We start from the raw sequence: 18,548 nt of genomic DNA, 5'->3' as shown, positions 1-18,548 counted from the left end.
GCAGCCCACATGCAGGTGCAATCAAGTGACGAAATGGCCCACGTTGCCTTTGGAGAAGCGCTGGGCAAGGCGCTGGAAGGTCGCGGGCGAGTGTATCTCGAAGGCGACCTGGGGGCAGGCAAGACGACGCTGACGCGAGGCATCTTGCGTGCCTATGGTTATCAGGGGGCGGTCAAAAGTCCCACGTATACCCTGGTAGAGCCCTACGAGCTAGGCGAGCAGCGGATTTATCACCTGGATCTTTACCGCCTTGCCGACCCGGAAGAGCTGGAGTTCATCGGCGGCCGAGAGGTGCTGTCCGACCAGGCCTTGTGCCTGGTGGAGTGGCCCAGCCAGGGCGCTGGCTGGCTGCCCGCGCCCGATCTGTGGATACGCTTGCAGGTGGCGTCACCCGGCCGCCTGCTGTCATTAAGTGCCGAGACGCCGCATGGAGTTGCGGTGTTGGCTCAGCTCGAAACGCTGGCGGCTGAACAGCAACAGGAGTGTGGTGTGGTTCAATGGACATGAGACAGTCATTGGCTGCCTGGGCAGGCAGGTTGGCCACCGGGTGCGCACTGCTCTTGATGAGTAGTGCATCGTTGCAGGCGGCGACCATCGAGAGCATGCGCCTGTGGGCGGCCCCCGATCATGCGCGGCTGGTGTTCGATTTGACCGCCGCCGCGCAGGCCAATGTGTTTACCCTGGACAATCCGGCGCGGCTGGTCATCGACCTCGACGACAGCCAGCTCGATACCGATGTCTCGACGCTGCCCCTGGAGGGCAGCGCGATTTCCGCCGTGCGTACGGGCTCCCGAGATGGTGGCGGCCTGCGCGTGGTGCTGGAGCTCAATCGCGATATTTCCCCGCGTCATTTTACTCTGCCGCCCAACGACCAGTACGGTCATCGGCTGGTGGTGGATCTGGAGTACCCCGGTGAAAGTGCCGTCGAAAACCCCATCGACCCCATCGAGGCGATGATCCGCGACCAGGAGATCATGGCGCAGCGTAGTGCCCAGGCCCAGCAGGCAGATGTGCCCAGTGCGGTGGCCGATGTGCCAGAAGCACCCACCCAGCCGGTCGAGGTTCAGCCTGCGCAGCCCCACCCGCGCCGCGACATCATCATCGCCATCGATGCCGGGCACGGAGGGGAAGACCCCGGCGCCATCGGGCCTGCCGGTACTCGGGAGAAGGACGTGGTGCTGGAGATAGCCCGTCGCCTGGCCGCCGATGTCAATCGAACCGAAGGCTTCAAGGCGGTGCTGATTCGTGACGGTGACTACTATCTTGGCCTGCGCCAGCGTACCCAGCTGGCCCGAGAGCAGAAAGCCGATTTCTTCGTCTCCATCCATGCGGATGCCTTCACCAGCCCCCGGCCGCAAGGCAGCTCGGTGTATGCGCTTTCCCAGCGGGGTGCCACCTCGGAAACCGCTCAGTGGCTGGCCGACAGCGAAAACCGCGCCGACCTGATAGGCGGTGTCGACGGCAGTCTGTCGCTGCGCGACAAGGACCAGGTGCTGCGTGGCGTACTGCTCGACTTGACCATGACCGCCACGCTCAACGACTCGCTCTCCATCGGTGGGCAGGTGCTGGAACAGTTGGGTCGGGTGAATCGCCTCCACAAGAGTCGCGTGGAGCAGGCCGGTTTCATGGTGCTCAAGTCGCCGGACATTCCGTCGCTGTTGATCGAGGTGGGCTTCATTTCCAATCCCGACGAAGAGCGACGGCTACGCGACCCGGTGCATCAGCAAGGCCTGTCGACGGCGATTTTCAGCGGCCTGCGCGAGCATTTTCAGAGCAACCCGCCACCGGCCAGCCTGCTGGCCTGGCAGCGCGACAATCAGCGCCGCCCCACGGGCAACGAATACCGTATCCAGTCTGGCGATACCCTGTCGGCTATCGCGATTCGCCATGGCGTGCCGGTGAACCAGCTCAAGCAGGCCAATGACCTGAACGGCGACGTGATTCGTGTGGGTCAGGTGCTGCGCATTCCCCGCTCTTGAAACGGATGACGAGCAGGCCGAGGCAACAGTGCTATGGAAACGAAGCAACGGAAACAGGTGAGGTGAAGGTTGGCTGAATTGACTTCTGCCGCTGGGCGGATACAGGTACTGGACCCCCGTCTGGCGAACCAGATTGCGGCCGGAGAAGTAGTCGAGCGGCCTTCGTCGGTGGCCAAGGAGTTGATCGAAAACGCCATCGATGCGGGCAGCCAGCGTATCGAGGTGGATATCGAGCAAGGCGGCGCCCGGTTGATCAAGATTCGCGACGACGGCATCGGTATCGGCGAGCAGGACCTGCCGCTGGCCCTGGCGCGTCATGCCACCAGCAAGATCACCAGCCTGGAAGATCTCGAAGGCGTCAGTTCGCTGGGGTTTCGCGGGGAGGCGCTGGCCTCCATCAGCTCGGTCTCCCGGCTGGAGCTGGTATCCAATGCTGAAGACGATCCCCGTCAAGGGTGGCGGGTGGTGGCGGAAGGGCGTGGCATGGAGGCCAGAGTGACGCCTGCGCCGCACCCGCGTGGCACCAGCGTGGCGGTGCGTGATTTGTTCTTCAATACGCCGGCCAGACGCAAGTTCCTGCGCACCGAGAAGACCGAGTTCGCCCATGTGGAAGAGGCGTTCCGCCGCCAGGCCTTGTCGCGTTACGATATTGGCTGGGTGCTGCGCCATAATCAGAAAGTGGTGCATCAACTGCCGCCCGGGGATACCGCCGCCGCGCGAGAACGGCGCATCGCTTCGCTGCTGGGCAAGAACTTCATCGAGCATGCCCGCTACATCGAGCGGGAAGCCGGGGGGCTAAGGCTCAGTGGCTGGGTGGGCCTGCCGACGCACTCGCGCTCCCAGGCGGACCAGCAGTACTTCTTCGTCAATGGGCGCGTCGTGCGCGACCGGCTGGTGGCCCACGCGGTGCGTCAGGCCTACCGAGACGTGCTCTACAACGGTCGGCATCCGGTCTTCGTGCTCTACCTGGAGCTGGACCCGGACGTGGTCGACGTCAACGTGCACCCCACCAAGCATGAAGTGCGCTTTCGCGATGGGCGCATGGTGCACGATTTTCTCTACTCCAGCCTGCATCACTGCCTGGCGGTGTCGCGGCCCAGTGAAGGTGCCGAGCCCGAGGTTGACCAAGCCCCGCAAGCCGAGTCGATTACGCCTGATGCCGAGCCGCCTGCGGCCCCGGCGCCACGCTGGCAGCAGCAGGGCATGGCGTTGGCGGAGAGTGAAGGCCGCCACCCAGGAGCCGAGCGGGTGCGGCGGTTCATGCAGGGCTATCAGGCGCTTCACCCCGACCATGAAGAGACGCTGCTGACGCCTCAGCCCAGCCCGCCAACGGCCACGATGCCTGAAGCCCATCAGGTGCGCGAGGCGCCGCCCGTCATGCCCCAGGAGGATGCCACGGCCGCGCCGCCGCTCGGGTTCGCGCTGGGTCAGCTGCATGGTGTTTATATTCTGGCTCAGAACGCCCAGGGGCTGGTGCTGGTGGATATGCATGCGGCCCATGAGCGCATCGTCTATGAGCGCATGAAGCAGCAGTGGTCTGCCGCGCAGGGTATCGATGCTCAGCCGCTGCTGGTGCCGGTGTCGCTGGCCGCCAGCCGCAGCGAAGTGGCGACAGCCGAAAGCGAGCGCGAGGCCATTGCGCAGCTAGGTATCGAGCTGGACGTGGCAGGGCCGGAAACGCTGCTGGTTCGCCAGTTGCCAGCCCTGCTGGCCCAGGCAGACCCCGAGGCACTGGTGCGCGAAATGCTGGAGGAGCTGTCGCGCTTTGGCCGCACTCATCAGGTAGAGGCGCGCATTCACGAGCTGCTCTCCACCATGGCTTGCCATGGCAGCGTGCGCGCCAATCGCCGCCTGACTCTGGATGAAATGAATGCGCTGCTGCGCGACATGGAGCGCACCGAGCGTAGCGACCAGTGTAACCATGGTCGCCCCACCTGGACGCAAATGAACATGAAGGCGCTCGATCGTCTGTTCTTGCGTGGCCAGTAGCCTTGAGACACCCCCTATGAACCTATTCCGTGAAGCAGGGCAGACCGATGGTTGACCAGCGCCCTTTGGCGATTTTCTTGATGGGACCTACCGCGGCAGGCAAGACCGATGCGGCCATTGCGCTGCACGAAACCCTGGGGCACGAACTGATCAGCGTCGATTCGGCCATGGTGTACCGTGGCATGGATATCGGCAGCGCCAAACCGAGTGCTGCGGAGCTGGCCCGCGCCCCCCATCGGCTGATCGACCTGCGGGACCCGGCAGACCCCTATTCCGCCGCTGATTTTCGTGAAGATGCGCTGCGTGAGATGCGGCAAATCAGCGCGGCAGGCAAAGTCCCCCTGTTGGTGGGCGGTACCATGCTCTACTTCAAACGCCTGGTGGAAGGGGTAGCCAATCTGCCCGCCGCAGACCCGCTCATTCGTGAGCGGCTGGCGGCCATGCAGGCAGAGCAAGGGCTGGCAGCACTGCATCGCGAACTGGCCAGCGTGGATCCGGTCTCGGCGGCGCGCATTCACCCCAACGACCCACAGCGGCTGATGCGTGCTCTGGAAGTGTTCCATGCCAGTGGCAGGCCGATGAGTGAACTGTGGGCTGAGCAGGAAGCGGAAACCTTTCCCTGGCGGGTGCTGTCGATAGCCTTGTCACCGCTCGATCGCTCGGTATTGCACCGGCGTATTGCCCAGCGATTTGACGCCATGCTGGATGAGGGCTTGATGGATGAGGTCGCCGCCCTCAAAAAGCGTAAAGATATTCATGCGGGCTTGCCCTCGATGAAAAGTGTTGGCTACCGTCAAGTATGGGAATATCTGGATGGTGAGTATGACTGGGACGAGCTGGTGTCCCGGGGAGTGATCGCTACGCGTCAACTGGCCAAGCGGCAGCTGACGTGGCTGCGTAGCTGGCCAGCACTGCGCTGGATAGATACGCAGCAGCCGGATACGCTGGATAAGCTGCTGAAATTCGTGCGTGAAAGCGGTGCTTAGCGTAAGATAGTGATTTCGTGACAAGTGTTTTAGAGTGAGTGTTTTAGAGTGGCCTTTGGCGCTCGAATCGACACTAGGCCTTTCGGGCAACAAGATTGCGGCGCAGCACCAGTAGGGCGCGCCATTTGATAACCAACCCCAACGACAGTTTAGGGAGAGCAACATGTCCAAAGGGCAGTCCCTTCAAGACCCGTACCTGAATATTTTGCGCAAGGAGCGCATTCCGGTCTCTATTTTCCTGGTAAACGGCATTAAGCTGCAGGGCCAGATTGAATCGTTTGACCAGTTTGTCATCTTGTTGCGCAATACCGTCAGTCAGATGGTTTATAAACACGCCATTTCCACCGTCGTGCCCTCGCGCAATGTGCGCCTGCCAGCACAGGATCCCTCAGCGGCTGACGCTGACATCTGAGACGGCTGGATGGCAAGAGAGTCCACGAGGTATTGATTGTTTTTTGAACGCCCTGAAGCCGGTGAAACGGCAGTCCTTGTTCACGTAGATTTCTATGATGAGCAGGCACGAGAAGACCCGGGTGAGTTCTTGGAGCTTGTGCGCTCTGCCGGTGCAGAGCCCGCGACGTTGCTCACAGCTAGCCGCCAGCGACCCGATTCCCGAACGTTCATCGGGAGCGGGAAGCTGGAGGAGCTGCGGGCGATGCTCGCAGCCCATGAAGCGGAACTGGTGATCTTCAACCACAGTTTAAGCCCTTCCCAGCAGCGTAACCTTGAGAAGGAACTCAAGTGTCGTGTCTTGGATCGCACCGGTCTGATTCTCGATATTTTTGCGCAGCGGGCGCGAACTCATGAGGGCAAGCTGCAAGTCGAGCTTGCCCAGCTCGAATACATGTCTACCCGTCTGATACGTGGGTGGACCCACCTTGAGCGGCAAAAAGGCGGCATTGGCCTGCGCGGTCCCGGCGAAACGCAGCTGGAGACCGATCGGCGATTGCTGCGTGCCCGTATCAAGTCCATCCACAAGCGTCTGGACAAGGTGCGCAGCCAGCGCGAGCAGAATCGCCGCGCCCGAGCCAGAGCCGAGATCCACAGCGTGTCGCTGGTGGGGTACACCAACGCTGGCAAGTCGACGCTATTCAACGCGCTGACCAGTGCTGAAGTCTATGCCGCCGATCAGCTGTTCGCGACGCTGGACCCGACGCTCAGACGGTTGGAAATAGAAGATGTCGGCCCCGTCGTGCTGGCCGATACCGTAGGCTTCATCCGTCACCTGCCGCACAAGCTGGTGGAGGCGTTCCAGGCGACCCTGCAAGAGGCTTCCGAAGCCACGTTGCTGGTCCACGTCATCGACGCCGCCGACCCGGATCGCGAATTGAACGTGGCGCAGGTGGACGAAGTGCTTAAGGAGATCGGCGCTGACGGCGTGCCGGTGCTCAAGGTCATGAACAAGATCGACAAGCTGGATAGCGCGCCGCGCATCGAGTACGACGGTCACGGCGTGCCGAGCGCGGTATGGCTATCTGCTCAGCAGGGGCAGGGTCTGGAGCTGCTGCACGAGGCGCTGTCAGAGCGTCTGGCCAATGACGTGATCGGCTTCTCGTTGACCCTGGCGCCAGAGCAGGGCAGGCTGCGCGCTGGCCTACACGAGCTGAATGCCGTACGCGAAGAGAGTTTCGACGAGCAGGGGCGTTCCGTACTGGACGTGCGCCTGCCGCGGCGTGATTTCAATCAGCTGATGGCCCAGCTGGGCGAGCGCGCCAATACCTATTTACCAGAAGCATTACGCGAATCTGACGAATGGTAGCCCTTCAAGTGCCGGCTCCCTTGCTGCCCATGGTGCAGTGTTGTGGAAGTGTGGTACAAGATTGATATAGCAATAATATCAAAAGCACTCGGCCTTGCCTGAGCGTAAGGTACGGTGCAGGTGAACACCTTAGTGGAGACGAAGTATGGCCTGGAATGAGCCCGGTGGTGGCAACCAGCACGACCCCTGGAGCAGCGGGGGGCGTCGTGGCAACAATAACGGCGGTGACCGTGGTGGTAATAACGGCGGCAACAACGGCGGAGGCAATGGTGGGAACGGTGGTAACAACCAGGGGCCTCCCGACCTTGATGAAGCGCTCAAGAAGTTTCAAGACAAGTTGAACGGCATGCTGGGCGGCGGCAAGAAGAGCGGTGGCGGTAGCGGCGGCAACAAGGGCGGCGGCAAGCCGCGCAACTCGTTTGCACTGCCCGGCTTGCTGCTGATCGTGGCGCTGGCCATTTGGGGTGCGTCCGGTTTCTATCTGGTCGATCAGTCCGAGCGTGGCGTCGTGCTGCGTTTTGGTGAGTTCCAGGGCATCGTTAGTCCCGGTCTGCAGTGGAATCCGCCGCTGATCGACGATGTGCGTATGGTGAACGTCACCCGCGTTCGCTCCGTTGCACAGACCCAGTCGATGCTGACTCGCGATGAAAACATCGTCGAAGTCGAAATCTCTGCCCAGTATCAGGTGGCCAATCCGCGTGATTTCGTACTGAATGTGCGCGATCCGGCACTCTCCATCGAGAATGCGCTGGACTCGGCTCTGCGTCACGTGGTGGGCGGCACCGACATGATCGACATCCTGACCTCGGGTCGTGAAATTCTCGGTAGCTCTGTGGCCAGCCGCCTGCAGACCTATCTGGATGCCTATGGTGCCGGTATTCGTCTGCAGACCATCAACATCGAGTCCACCTCGGCGCCCGCGCCAGTGATCGATGCTTTCGATGACGTTATCCGTGCCCGCGAAGATCGCCAGCGGACCATCAACGAAGGTATGGCTTATGCCAACGCGATCATCCCGGCTGCACAAGGTCAGGCTCAGCGCGTGGTAGAGCAGGGGCAGGGTTACCGTGAATCGGTCGTTGCCGAAGCACAGGGTCAGGCCAACCGCTTCAATGCGCTGTTGACCGAATACCAGAACTCACCGGAAGTGATGCGCGAGCGTATGTACCTGGATGCCATCGAAGAAGTCTTTGGGAACACGCCCAAGGTGCTGCTGGATATCAGCGACAATGCGCCCTTGATGTACCTGCCGCTGGATCAGATGCGCAGTGGAAGCAGCAGCGGTTCGAGCAGCTCCAGCAGCAACGACAGCAGCAGTAACAGCAGTGACGCTATCGACCCGCGCGTGCTCGATTCGCTGCGTACCAGTCAGGGTGGCGCTTCGTCATCATCCAGTAGTTCGTCCATTCGCAGGGAGGGTCGCTAAATGATTAATAACCGTTCCCTGCTGATCGTGGGTGGCCTGGCCGCAGTTGCCTGGCTGGCTAGCAACAGCCTGTACGTGGTGGATGAGACCGAGCGTGCCGTCAAGCTGCGCTTTGGTGAAGTCATCGAAGAGAACATTCAGCCTGGGCTTCACGTCAAGATTCCGATTGCCCAGACCGTGCGCAAGTTCGATGTGCGTCTGTTGACCCTCGATACCGATACCAGCCGTTATCTGACCCTCGAGCAGAAAGCGGTCATCGTCGACTCCTACGTCAAGTGGCAGGTGGTCAACCCCACCCGTTACTACGAGGCCACTGCGGGTGACGAGATGATGGCGGTGCGCCTGATTCAGCCCCGTGTCGACGAAAGCCTGCGTAATGAGTTCGGTCGTCTCAATCTTCAGGAAATCATTGCCGAGCGCCGTGATGACCTGATGACCGGACCCACCGGCGAACTCGACGAGCTGATGCGTGAAGAGTTGGGCGTGGCGATTCGTGATATTCGTATCAAGCGGATCGACCTGCCGGAAGACGTATCCGCTGCCGTCTTCGAGCGGATGCGCTCAGAACGTGAGCGTGAAGCGCGCGAGTGGCGTGCCCAGGGTCAGGAAGAGGCCGAGCGTATTCGCGCCAACGCCGACCGCCGCCGTCAGGTTCTGTTGGCGCAAGCCAACGAGCGTTCCGAGACCCTGCGTGGTGAAGGGGATGCCGAAGCCGCCGCGATCTTCTCCCAGGCTTACAGCCAGGATCAGGAATTCTTCGCCTTCTGGCGTAGCCTGAACGCCTATCGCCAGAGCTTCTCCGGCGACGGCAACCTGCTGGTACTGGAGCCAGACAGCGACTTCTTCCGCTACCTGCGCAGCGCCATGCCGGACAGCGACGAGTAAGCGAAGGATGCTGGTTTCCCGCTGGGCGATGCGCCCGGCGGGGTTCAACTGGGCTCCAAACGTGGTAGACTTTATCAACCGGGCGTCGCCCGGTTTTTTTGTGGCCCCATGTTACGTGCGTTATCAGGCCGGGCAGGTCAAGATGCCCACCTGGTGCCGTCGGCCGGGCCTTCATCGTCTTGCAGGATTGTTCACATGACCATCGCTGACCGCTGGCTACTGCCCGACGGCATGGATGAGGTGCTGCCGCCTCAGGCAAGCCGCATGGAAGAGCTGCGCCGTGCGCTACTCGATCTTTATCACGCCTGGGGCTATGACCAGGTAATGCCGCCACCGGTAGAGTTTCTCGACTCGCTGCTGACCGGTACCGGTACCGACCTCGACCTCCAAACCTTCAAGCTGACCGACCAGTTGACGGGGCGCATGATGGGCGCCTCGGCAGACGTCACGCCCCAGGTAGCGCGAATGGATGCGCACTCGCTGAAACGTCAGGGGCCGGTACGCCTGTGCTACTGCACCAACGTGCTGCGTGCCAAGGCCGACCAGCATCAGGGGGGACGCAGCCCCGTGCAGGTGGGTGTCGAGCTGTTTGGTCATGCGGGGCTCGAAGCCGACAGCGAAATCATTCACCTGGCGCTTGCCAGCCTGCATGCCGCCGGTGCCAGTGAGATCCACCTGGCGCTGGGGCATATCGGCATCTATCGCAGCCTGGTCGAAGCCGCTGCGCTCAGCGAAGAGCAGGAGCGTGCGCTGTTCGAGGCGCTGGCGCTCAAGTCGCCTGGGCAGTTGGCCGAGCAAGTGGGGGCCAGCGTCAAGGACCCGGTATTGGCGGAGATGCTGATGGCGCTTGGCGAACTGCACGGCAACGCCGAGGTGCTGAGCGAAGCGCGTGAGCGGTTTGCGGGCGCACCGGCGCCGGTCAATGCCGCGCTGGATCAGCTGGAAGCGTTGTACAAAGGGGTGTTGGCGCGTTTCGACGTGGCCTTGTACTTCGACCTGGCCGAGCTGCGTGGCTATCAGTACCACACCGGCATGATGTTTGCGGCTTACGTTCCCGGTTATGGCTACGCATTGGCCAAAGGGGGGCGCTATGATGATACTGGGCGTGCCTTTGGGCGTGCCCGCCCGGCGACGGGCTTCTCGATGGATCTGAAACAGCTGGCCTCCCTGGCGCCAGCATCTCCTGACCGCAAAGCGGTGTGGGCGCCAGCCCAGGAGGATGAGTCGCTCAATGCTGCCATCGTGGCACTGCGCGAGCAGGGTGAACGCGTTATTCAAGCGCTGCCTGGGCAGCGTACTGGGCCGGCGGAGCACAACTGTGACCGCCGTCTTGAGTTTATCGACGGCCGTTGGCAGACAGCGGCCCTGACACAAGAGACGAGTGCATAATGGGTAAGAATGTCGTAGTCCTGGGGACTCAGTGGGGCGATGAAGGCAAAGGCAAGATCGTCGATCTGTTGACCGAATCCGCTTCTGCCGTGGTTCGCTTTCAAGGTGGCCACAATGCTGGCCACACGCTGGTCATCGATGGTGAGAAAACCGTTCTTCACCTGATTCCGTCCGGCGTGCTGCGTCCGGGCAAGACCTGCGTCATCGGCAATGGCGTCGTGCTCTCTCCGGAAGCCTTGATCAAGGAGATTCGCGAGCTGGAAGCCAAGGGCGTACCGGTGCGTGAGCGTCTGCGCCTGTCGCCAGCCTGTCCGCTGATCCTGCCGTACCACGTGCGCCTGGATCAGGCGCGAGAAAAGGCCCGTGGCGTGGCCAAGATCGGCACTACCGGTCGTGGCATCGGCCCGGCTTATGAAGACAAGGTTGCCCGTCGTGGCCTGCGCCTGGGCGATATGCTGCATCGCGAGCGTTTTGCCTCCAAGCTGGGTGAAGTCCTCGATTACCACAACTTCGTACTGGTGAATTACCACGGCGAACCGGCGGTGGATTTCCAGGAAGTGCTCGACAGCGCCATGCAGATGGCCGAAGAGCTGCGCCCCATGGTCAGCGATACCGTCAGCATGGTCCACGACCTGCGCAAGGCCGGTGAGAACATTCTGTTCGAAGGGGCTCAAGGCTCGCTGCTGGATATCGACCACGGTACCTACCCCTACGTGACCAGCTCCAACACCACGGCCGGTGGTACCGCCACCGGCTCTGGCGTGGGTCCGCTGTACCTGGATTACGTGCTGGGTATCACCAAGGCGTACACCACGCGTGTAGGCTCTGGCCCGTTCCCCACCGAGCTGTTCGACGACCACGGCCGCCACCTGGCCGAGCGCGGCCATGAGTTCGGTGCTACCACCGGGCGTCCGCGTCGCTGTGGCTGGTTCGACGCCGTGGCCCTGCGCCACGCCGTGCAGATCAACTCGGTCTCGGGTATCTGCTTGACCAAGCTGGACGTGCTCGATGGCCTGGAGAACATTCGCGTCTGTGTCGGCTATCGCAGCAAGGACGGTGAAGTGCTCGACAATCCGGTGGACTCAGAGGGCTACGAAGCCGTCGAGCCGGTCTATCACGACCTGCCGGGCTGGAAAGAGTCGACTCTGGGAGCGAAGAAGGTCGAAGATCTTCCCGCCAACGCCCGTGCCTACATCAGCTACCTGGAAGAGCAGGTAGGCACCAGCATCGACATCATCTCTACCGGCCCTGACCGCGTGGAAACCATCGTGCTGCGCAATCCCTTCGACAGCTAATACCTGCCGATGCCAGCCAAACGGGGCGACGGTGACGTCGCCCCGTTTTGTTTGCAGCCCTGGCGCGGACTCAAAAGTCGATGCCGCGCCGCGCCTGCAGTCCGTTATTGAAGGCGTGACGCACCTCCTGCATTTCCGTCACCGTGTCGGCCATGGCCACCAGCTCGCGATGGGCGTTGCGCCCCGTGATGATGACGGTTTGCTCCCTCGGTCGATTGGCCAAGGCCTGTTTGACCGTGGCGATGTCGAGATAGCCGAACTTGAGCATGTAGGTGATTTCATCGAGCACCACCAGGTAGGTGTCGGGGTCGCTCAGCATGGCCTCGGCCTGCTGCCATACGGCCTGGCAGGCAGCGGTGTCGGCCTCGCGGTTTTGGGTATCCCAGGTGAAGCCGGTGGCCATGATGGCAACGCTCAAGTGCGGGTCTTCTTCCAGGCGATTGCGCTCGCCACACTCCCATAGCCCCTTGATGAACTGCACGACGCCGACTTTATAGCCGTAGCCCAGCGCCCGGGTCACGGTGCCCCAGGCAGCCGTGGTCTTGCCTTTGCCGTTGCCCGTATTGACCAGCAGCAGGCCACGCTGCTCGGTGGCCTTGGCGATTTTCTCGTCCACGTGGGTCTTGAGTTTTTCCATGGCTGCCTTGTGACGCGTCTCGCGATCGCTCATCGAATCTCCTCGTGATGGGGTGTCGTGCTCTGTCGAATTTACGCTGGGTAAAAACTTCGGGTAACAGAATTGGCCGCTGAGTGCCTTGCTGCTCTAGAATAGGAGGCTATGTCTCGATAGGAAACAGGTCATGCCATCTTTTGATATTGTGTCAGAGTTCGATCAACACGAAGCCGCCAATGCGGTGGATCAGGCGAACCGCGAAGTGCAGTCGCGCTTTGATTTTAAAGGCGTGGATGCCAGTTTTGCACTGGAAGGCGACAAGGTACAGCTGGAAGCCGAAGTCGACTTCCAGCTCAAACAGATGCTCGATGTGATGCGCAGTCGGCTGATCGCACGGGGTATCGATGCGCGCTGCATGGACATCAAGGACCCGGTGCTTTCCGGAGTGAAAGCTCGCCAGGAAGTAGTGCTCAAGCAGGGGCTCGACCAGGCCGAAGCCAAGGACGTCGTCAAGCGTATCAAGGCCAGCAAACTCAAGGTGCAGGCCCAGATACAGGGCGAAAAGGTGCGCGTGACGGGCAAGAAGCGCGACGACCTACAAAGCGTGATGGCCCTGCTGCGAGGCGAAGAGGGGCCCGACCTGCCGCTTCAGTTCGATAATTTCCGCGACTGATCACAACCGCATAGCCGCGTCGTGCAGCCGAAGGCTGCCACGGCGCGTTCACTTTATTGCCCACAGGAGTCACGAATCATGTCTGATCCGCAGCCGGTCTATTTAAGCGACTACCAGCCGCCCGACTATCAGGTCACCCATACCGAGCTGACGTTTGATCTTGACCCCACTGCGACCCGTGTCAAGGCACGTTTGACCATTGAGCGCCATGCCCAGGCCGCGCCGCAGGCGCCGCTAGTGCTCAATGGCGAGCATTTGACCCTGCGCTCGCTCGAGCTCGACGGTCGCCCGCTGGCAGAGAGCGAGTACCAGTTGAGCGATACCCAGCTCACCATTGGTGAGGTGCCCGAGGCGTTCGTGCTGGAGAGTGAGGTCGAGATTTCACCCAGCACCAACACCGCTCTGGAAGGACTCTATCAATCCAACGGCATGTACTGTACCCAGTGCGAGGCCGAGGGGTTTCGGCGTATCACCTTTTATCCTGACCGCCCCGACGTCATGGCCACTTACAGAGTCACCGTGGTGGGCGATGCCGAAAGCGAGCCGGTGCTGCTGGCCAACGGCAATCCCGTCGAGCGTGGCGAGCTGCCTGGCGGGCGTCACTTCGTCACCTGGGAAGACCCGCATCCCAAACCCTGCTACCTGTTTGCCCTGGTGGCAGGCAATCTGCACAAGGTCGAGGATCACTTCACGACCCTGAGCGGTCGTCGCGTGACCCTTCAGCTGTGGGTAGAGCAGGAAAACCTGAACAAGACCGATCACGCCATGGCATCGCTGAAGCGCTCCATGGCCTGGGATGAGCAGACCTACGGGCGTGAGTATGACCTGGACCTGTTCATGATCGTGGCGGTGAACGATTTCAACATGGGGGCCATGGAGAACAAGGGGCTGAACATCTTCAATTCGGCAGCCGTGTTGACCCACCCGGATACCGCCACCGATGCGGCTTTCCAGAACGTGGAAGGCATCGTGGCCCACGAATACTTCCACAACTGGTCGGGCAACCGGGTCACCTGTCGGGACTGGTTTCAGCTGTCGCTGAAAGAGGGCTTCACGGTCTTCCGGGACCAGTGCTTCTCGGCGGACGTCAACTCGGCGCCGGTCAAGCGTATTCAGGACGTGTCGTTTTTCCGTACGGCGCAGTTTGCTGAAGATGCAGGCCCCACGGCTCACCCCGTACGCCCAGACCACTATATCGAAATCACCAATTTCTACACCCTGACCATTTACGAAAAGGGTGCTGAAATCGTACGGATGCTGCGCAACCTGCTGGGCTGGGAGGCGTTCCGTCGCGGTGCCGACCGCTACTTCGAGCGCTTCGACGGTCAGGCGGTGACTATCGAAGACTTCGTCGGCTGCATGGCCGAAGTATCGGGGCTGGATCTGGAGCAGTTCATGCGCTGGTACGCTCAGGCGGGCACCCCCGAGATAGACGCCAACGGCGAATACGACTATGCCAATGCCGTGTACCGCCTGACGCTGCGCCAGCGTACCCCGGCGACGCCCGGCCAGCCGGTGAAGCAGCCGCTGCACATCCCCGTGCGTATGGGGTTGGTCGGCACCAAGTCGGGCCATGACCTGACCCTGATGCTGAACGGCGAGTCGCTGGGCAAGGATGCCGTGGTGCACTTGACCGACGATGAGCAGACGTTTGTGTTCACCGACGTTCCTGAAGCGCCAGTACCCTCGCTGCTGCGCGATTTCTCGGCCCCGGTGAAGCTGCACTTCCCCTATTCACGGGAAGAGCTGGCGTTCTTGCTGACCCACGACAGCGATGGCTTCAATCGCTGGGATGCCGGTCAGCGGCTGGCCATGCTGGCGCTGGACGATCTGATCGCCGCTCATCGCAATGGGGTCGAAAAAGTCATGGACGGTCGCGTGGTGGAGGCCTTCAGAACCCTGTTGACGGGCCCCATGCAGGACAAGGCCGTGCTGGCCGAGATGCTCACGCTGCCCACCGAGGCCTACATTGCCGAGCTGCAGCCGATCGTCGATGTGGATGCCATCCATGCGGCGCGAGAATTCGTTCGCCAGTCGTTGGCGCTGGCCCTACGCGAGGAGTTCCTGGCGGTCTACCAGGATAATCTCAGTGATGCGGCCTATGCACCTTCGGCTGAACAAATTGCCCAGCGCAGCCTCAAAAACGTGGCGCTCTCCTATCTGATGTCGATCGAGGATGACGAAGCCGTGGCGCTGTGCGAAGCGCAGTTCACGGCGGGACACAACATGACCGATGTTCGGCACGCCCTGACGCTGCTGGCGCACAGCGACCGTGACGACCTGGCGGCACCTGCCCTGAAAACGTTTGGCGAAAAGTGGGCCCACGACCCGCTGGTCATGGACCAGTGGTTTACCATCCAGGTTACCCGGCCTCAGGCGGATGTGCTGGAGCGGGTACGCTACTTGATGCAGCACCCGGCCTTCTCGATCAAGAACCCCAACAAGGTGCGTGCGCTGGTGGGGGCATTTACTCAGAACCGAGTGAACTTCCATCGCCTGGACGGGCAGGGCTATGTTTTACTGGCCGATGTGGTGATCGAGTTGAATCGACTCAACCCGGAAATTGCTGCACGGCTGATCACGCCGTTGACCCGCTGGCAGCGCTTTGACGAGGCTCGCCAGCAGCTGATGCGCCAGGAACTGATGCGCATTCGCCAGGAGCCGCTTTCGGCGAACGTCTACGAGGTGGTCGAAAAAGCATTGGCTTAAGATCGTTCTTGCGGTTTAACCAGGGAAAGGAAACGCGCCAGTGACAGATCCGAACAAGCACTATCTACTGATCATCAACGGAAAATCAGCGGGCGACCCTGAGCTGCGCGAGGCGGTAGCCGCCCAGCGCAAGGCAGGCGTTGCCATCACGGTACGTGCCACCTGGGAAGGGGGCGATGCCGCCGACTTTGCGGCCGACGCAGAGGCTTTGGGGGCGACCCACGTGGTGGCCTGTGGCGGCGATGGCACAGTCAACGAGGTGGTCAATGGATTGATGCGCCTACCCCATGACCACCGCCCCCCGCTGGGTATCGTGCCGTTGGGCAGTGCCAATGATTTCGCCACGTCGGTAGGGCTGCCCCTGGAGCCTGGGCCTGCGCTGCAAGCGGCTATCTCGCTCGCAGCGGCGCCCATCGACGTGATTCGCATGACGGCGGAAGCCAACGGCGAGCAGTCGGTCAGCTACTACGTCAACATGACCACCGGTGGCTTTGGGGCCGAAATTACCTCTTCGACCCCCAAGACCCTCAAGCGCATGCTGGGTGGGGGTGCCTACTCGCTAATGGGCGCGCTCAAGGCGTGGCGGCACCGCAGTTATCACGGCACGCTGCATTGGGCCGACAGCGAACAGGCCGCTTCGCTGCTGCTGCTGGCGCTGGGCAACGGGCGTCAATCAGGGGGCGGTCAGGTGCTGGCACCCAGGGCCCGGTTGGACGATGGGCGGCTGGATGTCCTGCTGGTCAAGGATTTCCGTTCGGTGCTGGAACTGCCTGCCTTGTTAGGCGAGCTGCAGCATTTTCCGCCGGACGGCCGCTACGTGCGCTACTTCACGGCCAGCCAATTGACCGTGACTACCAGACCGGAGGATGACCCCTGGCCGCTGACCCTGGATGGCGAAGCGAAGCGCTACGAGCGCTTTACGGCAGAGGTAGTGCCGTTGGCGCTCAAGGTGCTGCTACCCGAAGGGTGTGCGCTGTTGTCGGCCAATGAACGCCACTAGACTGTCATAATTGAGTCATTGAATACGATGTTTTAAGGAGCTATACGCAATGGTGAATCGACTCTGGATGCCTGTTTTGGCCAGCATGGCGCTGTTACTCAGTGCCTGTGGCGACAGCCAGGAAGAAGCCAACGTTTCCCCGGAAGAGACCCCTGCCACGCTGACTGAGGAGGAGGGGGCTGCCACCACGGAGGCGGCGCAGGACGACGGGGAGGACGAGGTGCCGGACCCGCAGGAGGTCGAGGACGATATTGAAGCGCGTCAGGCCGCGGAGCAGTTGGAAGCCGCCGAAGCGATGCGCGAGGGCGATGAGCAAGAACCCGGCGTGCCGGAAGCCAGCGAGCTGCAGGCCGGTGAAGAGACGCTGGGGGCCGACCCCGACGACGCTCTGGACGAGGCCAGTGCCATGCCGGGGGAAACCACGCGTTCTGACGTAGACGACATGATCGCCGAAACCGAGCGCCGCTTCGAAGAGGCCCAGCGCCAGCTCGAAGAGCAGTTTCAGGAAGTGGAGCAGCAGCGCCCTGAGCTGGAACCCATGGAGAGCGATCGCTTGTCGGGCGACTGGGAAACGGATAGCGCCATCACGAATGGTGCCCGTCTGGACGATGGCCTGGAAGCCACTGACGTGGACGCCCTGATCGAGGACACCGAGCGCCGTTTCGAGGAAGCCCAGCGACGCCTGGAAGAGCAGTTCGAAGAGCTGGAGCGGGAACGGCTGGAAAACTCAGGGGCGCGCAACGGGACGACGTCCCCCTGATCGCATGACCTCTTGAAACGCTAGAGTCATGCGAGAGCGAAAAAAAGAAGGCCCGCCAGAGCGGGCCTTCTACATTGGCCTGGGTCATACCGGGCGAATGTTGGATGCCTGAAGGCCTTTTTTACCCTGAGTCACTTCGAAGCTGACTTTTTGACCATCCTGCAGGGTCTTGAAGCCTTCCGCCTGAATTTCGGAGAAGTGGGCAAAGAGATCGTCACCGCCGTCATCGGGAGAGATGAAGCCGTAACCTTTCGTATCGTTGAACCACTTGACAGTACCAGTTGCCATCATTCATGTCCTTAACGTGCTTGATGATTAGACGGGCATTCACGGTGTTTGCCCGCGAAATTCACTTTAGAAGCAAATAGCCGGGTCGTCCAGTGGCCCCGAAAACCTTCCCGTCAACGTCTTTTGCGAGCCTGATACGCATGCCTTTTACCTTGATCGACGCGCAGTTCATCCCGTTTCTGGTGGCTATCACGCTGCTCTCTGTCAGCCCCGGGGTGGATACCCTGCTGGTGATCCGCAATACGGCACGCGGTGGCCTGCGCGACGGTATTGCCACCAGCGTGGCCATCTGCTGCGGCCTCTTCGTGCACGCAACGGTGTCGGCGCTGGGCATTTCGCTGATTCTTCTGCAATCGGCTTGGGCATTCAATGCGCTCAAGTTGGCCGGGGCGGCCTATCTGATCTGGCTGGGGGTTTCCAGTTTGATGGCCGCCCGTAGAGGAACGCCGCTGCCCGTCAAAGGCGTCATGCAGAACGCTGCGCCTGTCCCGCTCTGGCAGCCCATCAAGGAAGGGTTGCTGTCGAACGTGCTGAACCCCAAGACCGTGGTGTTTTACATGGCCTTCCTGCCGCAGTTCATCGCGCCCACCGACCCCGCCCTGCTGAAGTCGCTGTGGCTGGCAAGCATTCACTTCGTGATTGCCAATGTGTGGCAGATCAGCGTGGTATTGATGGTCGGGGGCGCCAGCAAATGGCTGGCCAGCGCGCGCTTTGCACAAACCCTGAATGCGGCCACGGGGGCGGTGTTGGTCATGTTCGGGCTGCGGCTGGCGCTGGAGCAGCGCCCGGTGTGACCG

General features: G+C 61.5%; 17 protein-coding genes. 15 read left to right on the top strand and 2 right to left on the bottom strand.

Annotated elements, in window-relative coordinates; translation table 11 throughout:
- The first annotated feature begins 9 nt into the window (after positions 1-9).
- The 10 genes from tsaE to RVM27_RS02450 all read left to right on the top strand — a co-directional run bounded on the left by tsaE (position 10) and on the right by RVM27_RS02450 (position 11,708).
- On the top strand, positions 10-507 hold the full coding sequence (gene tsaE, locus RVM27_RS02495; protein WP_039177559.1) for a tRNA (adenosine(37)-N6)-threonylcarbamoyltransferase complex ATPase subunit type 1 TsaE: 498 nt from the start codon (positions 10-12) through the stop codon (positions 505-507).
- Positions 498-1,979, top strand: coding sequence for an N-acetylmuramoyl-L-alanine amidase (locus RVM27_RS02490; RefSeq protein WP_498957263.1), 1,482 nt, complete (start codon positions 498-500; stop codon positions 1,977-1,979). The genes tsaE and RVM27_RS02490 overlap by 10 nt, the downstream gene beginning before the upstream one ends.
- A 78-nt stretch (positions 1,980-2,057) precedes the next feature.
- Positions 2,058-3,968: a DNA mismatch repair endonuclease MutL gene (gene mutL, locus RVM27_RS02485; protein ID WP_100730759.1), complete on the top strand. Its 1,911-nt coding sequence runs from the start codon at positions 2,058-2,060 to the stop codon at positions 3,966-3,968.
- A 47-nt stretch (positions 3,969-4,015) separates the two neighbouring features.
- Positions 4,016-4,954: a tRNA (adenosine(37)-N6)-dimethylallyltransferase gene (gene miaA / locus RVM27_RS02480; protein WP_498957262.1), complete on the top strand. Its 939-nt coding sequence runs from the start codon at positions 4,016-4,018 to the stop codon at positions 4,952-4,954.
- Between the two features lie 163 nt (positions 4,955-5,117).
- Positions 5,118-5,366: an RNA chaperone Hfq gene (gene hfq / locus RVM27_RS02475; RefSeq protein WP_016913446.1), complete on the top strand. Its 249-nt coding sequence runs from the start codon at positions 5,118-5,120 to the stop codon at positions 5,364-5,366.
- A gap of 36 nt (positions 5,367-5,402) precedes the next feature.
- Entirely contained in the window at positions 5,403-6,713 is a 1,311-nt protein-coding gene (hflX, locus tag RVM27_RS02470) for an HflX GTPase family protein (protein WP_498957261.1), read from the top strand.
- A 145-nt stretch (positions 6,714-6,858) separates the two neighbouring features.
- Positions 6,859-8,139, top strand: coding sequence for an FtsH protease activity modulator HflK (gene hflK / locus RVM27_RS02465; protein ID WP_218314815.1), 1,281 nt, complete (start codon positions 6,859-6,861; stop codon positions 8,137-8,139).
- Entirely contained in the window at positions 8,140-9,024 is an 885-nt protein-coding gene (gene hflC / locus RVM27_RS02460) for a protease modulator HflC (protein WP_039177541.1), read from the top strand. It begins immediately after the preceding gene.
- 195 nt (positions 9,025-9,219) lie between these two features.
- The gene (locus RVM27_RS02455; RefSeq protein ID WP_394424927.1) at positions 9,220-10,413 is read left to right on the top strand and encodes an ATP phosphoribosyltransferase regulatory subunit; all 1,194 of its coding nucleotides are present in this window, start codon (positions 9,220-9,222) and stop codon (positions 10,411-10,413) included.
- The gene (locus RVM27_RS02450) at positions 10,413-11,708 is read left to right on the top strand and encodes an adenylosuccinate synthase (RefSeq protein WP_039177535.1); all 1,296 of its coding nucleotides are present in this window, start codon (positions 10,413-10,415) and stop codon (positions 11,706-11,708) included. Before RVM27_RS02455 ends, RVM27_RS02450 begins: the two co-directional genes overlap by 1 nt.
- A 70-nt stretch (positions 11,709-11,778) precedes the next feature.
- Here RVM27_RS02450 and cobO read toward each other — a convergent pair whose 3' ends face one another.
- Positions 11,779-12,378, bottom strand: coding sequence for a cob(I)yrinic acid a,c-diamide adenosyltransferase (gene cobO, locus RVM27_RS02445; RefSeq protein WP_287807332.1), 600 nt, complete (start codon positions 12,376-12,378; stop codon positions 11,779-11,781).
- 130 nt (positions 12,379-12,508) lie between these two features.
- Between cobO and RVM27_RS02440 the strand changes: the two genes are divergently transcribed.
- The 4 genes from RVM27_RS02440 to RVM27_RS02425 all read left to right on the top strand — a co-directional run bounded on the left by RVM27_RS02440 (position 12,509) and on the right by RVM27_RS02425 (position 17,463).
- On the top strand, positions 12,509-12,994 hold the full coding sequence (locus RVM27_RS02440; protein ID WP_287807330.1) for a YajQ family cyclic di-GMP-binding protein: 486 nt from the start codon (positions 12,509-12,511) through the stop codon (positions 12,992-12,994).
- A gap of 78 nt (positions 12,995-13,072) precedes the next feature.
- On the top strand, positions 13,073-15,703 hold the full coding sequence (gene pepN, locus RVM27_RS02435) for a M1 family metallopeptidase (RefSeq protein ID WP_498957260.1): 2,631 nt from the start codon (positions 13,073-13,075) through the stop codon (positions 15,701-15,703).
- Positions 15,704-15,743: 40 nt separating this feature from the next.
- Positions 15,744-16,703 carry a lipid kinase YegS gene (gene yegS / locus RVM27_RS02430; protein ID WP_498957258.1) on the top strand — a complete coding sequence of 320 codons (960 nt, stop codon included), beginning with the start codon at positions 15,744-15,746 and terminating at the stop codon, positions 16,701-16,703.
- 49 nt (positions 16,704-16,752) lie between these two features.
- Positions 16,753-17,463 (top strand): hypothetical protein, encoded by a 711-nt coding sequence (locus RVM27_RS02425; protein ID WP_498940970.1) that lies wholly within the window; start codon positions 16,753-16,755, stop codon positions 17,461-17,463.
- Between the two features lie 84 nt (positions 17,464-17,547).
- Here RVM27_RS02425 and RVM27_RS02420 read toward each other — a convergent pair whose 3' ends face one another.
- Positions 17,548-17,751 carry a cold-shock protein gene (locus tag RVM27_RS02420; protein ID WP_016913457.1) on the bottom strand — a complete coding sequence of 68 codons (204 nt, stop codon included), beginning with the start codon at positions 17,749-17,751 and terminating at the stop codon, positions 17,548-17,550.
- A 140-nt stretch (positions 17,752-17,891) separates the two neighbouring features.
- On the opposite strand from RVM27_RS02420, the gene RVM27_RS02415 reads away from it, so the two are divergent.
- Positions 17,892-18,545: a LysE family translocator gene (locus RVM27_RS02415; protein ID WP_016913458.1), complete on the top strand. Its 654-nt coding sequence runs from the start codon at positions 17,892-17,894 to the stop codon at positions 18,543-18,545.
- Positions 18,546-18,548 lie beyond the last annotated feature (3 nt).

Origin of the sequence: Halomonas sp. KM007 (assembly GCF_050709225.1) — a bacterium.
Taxonomy (GTDB): Bacteria; Pseudomonadota; Gammaproteobacteria; order Pseudomonadales; family Halomonadaceae; genus Vreelandella; species Vreelandella hamiltonii.
The sequence above is the reverse complement of the archived record's forward strand: the minus strand, read 5'-3'. Positions and strand labels throughout refer to the sequence as shown.

Bases quoted from the DNA above. Each gene is read 5' to 3' on its own strand.
- cobO (WP_287807332.1), bottom strand. From the start codon at position 12,378: ATGAGCGATCGCGAGACGCGTCACAAGGCAGCCATGGAAAAACTCAAG.
- hflC (WP_039177541.1), top strand. From the start codon at position 8,140: ATGATTAATAACCGTTCCCTGCTGATCGTGGGTGGCCTGGCCGCAGTT.
- RVM27_RS02420 (WP_016913457.1), bottom strand. From the start codon at position 17,751: ATGGCAACTGGTACTGTCAAGTGGTTCAACGATACGAAAGGTTACGGC.
- hfq (WP_016913446.1), top strand. From the start codon at position 5,118: ATGTCCAAAGGGCAGTCCCTTCAAGACCCGTACCTGAATATTTTGCGC.
- pepN (WP_498957260.1), top strand. From the start codon at position 13,073: ATGTCTGATCCGCAGCCGGTCTATTTAAGCGACTACCAGCCGCCCGAC.
- RVM27_RS02425 (WP_498940970.1), top strand. From the start codon at position 16,753: ATGGTGAATCGACTCTGGATGCCTGTTTTGGCCAGCATGGCGCTGTTA.
- RVM27_RS02415 (WP_016913458.1), top strand. From the start codon at position 17,892: ATGCCTTTTACCTTGATCGACGCGCAGTTCATCCCGTTTCTGGTGGCT.
- hflK (WP_218314815.1), top strand. From the start codon at position 6,859: ATGGCCTGGAATGAGCCCGGTGGTGGCAACCAGCACGACCCCTGGAGC.
- RVM27_RS02450 (WP_039177535.1), top strand. From the start codon at position 10,413: ATGGGTAAGAATGTCGTAGTCCTGGGGACTCAGTGGGGCGATGAAGGC.
- RVM27_RS02440 (WP_287807330.1), top strand. From the start codon at position 12,509: ATGCCATCTTTTGATATTGTGTCAGAGTTCGATCAACACGAAGCCGCC.
- tsaE (WP_039177559.1), top strand. From the start codon at position 10: ATGCAGGTGCAATCAAGTGACGAAATGGCCCACGTTGCCTTTGGAGAA.
- miaA (WP_498957262.1), top strand. From the start codon at position 4,016: ATGGTTGACCAGCGCCCTTTGGCGATTTTCTTGATGGGACCTACCGCG.
- RVM27_RS02455 (WP_394424927.1), top strand. From the start codon at position 9,220: ATGACCATCGCTGACCGCTGGCTACTGCCCGACGGCATGGATGAGGTG.
- RVM27_RS02490 (WP_498957263.1), top strand. From the start codon at position 498: ATGGACATGAGACAGTCATTGGCTGCCTGGGCAGGCAGGTTGGCCACC.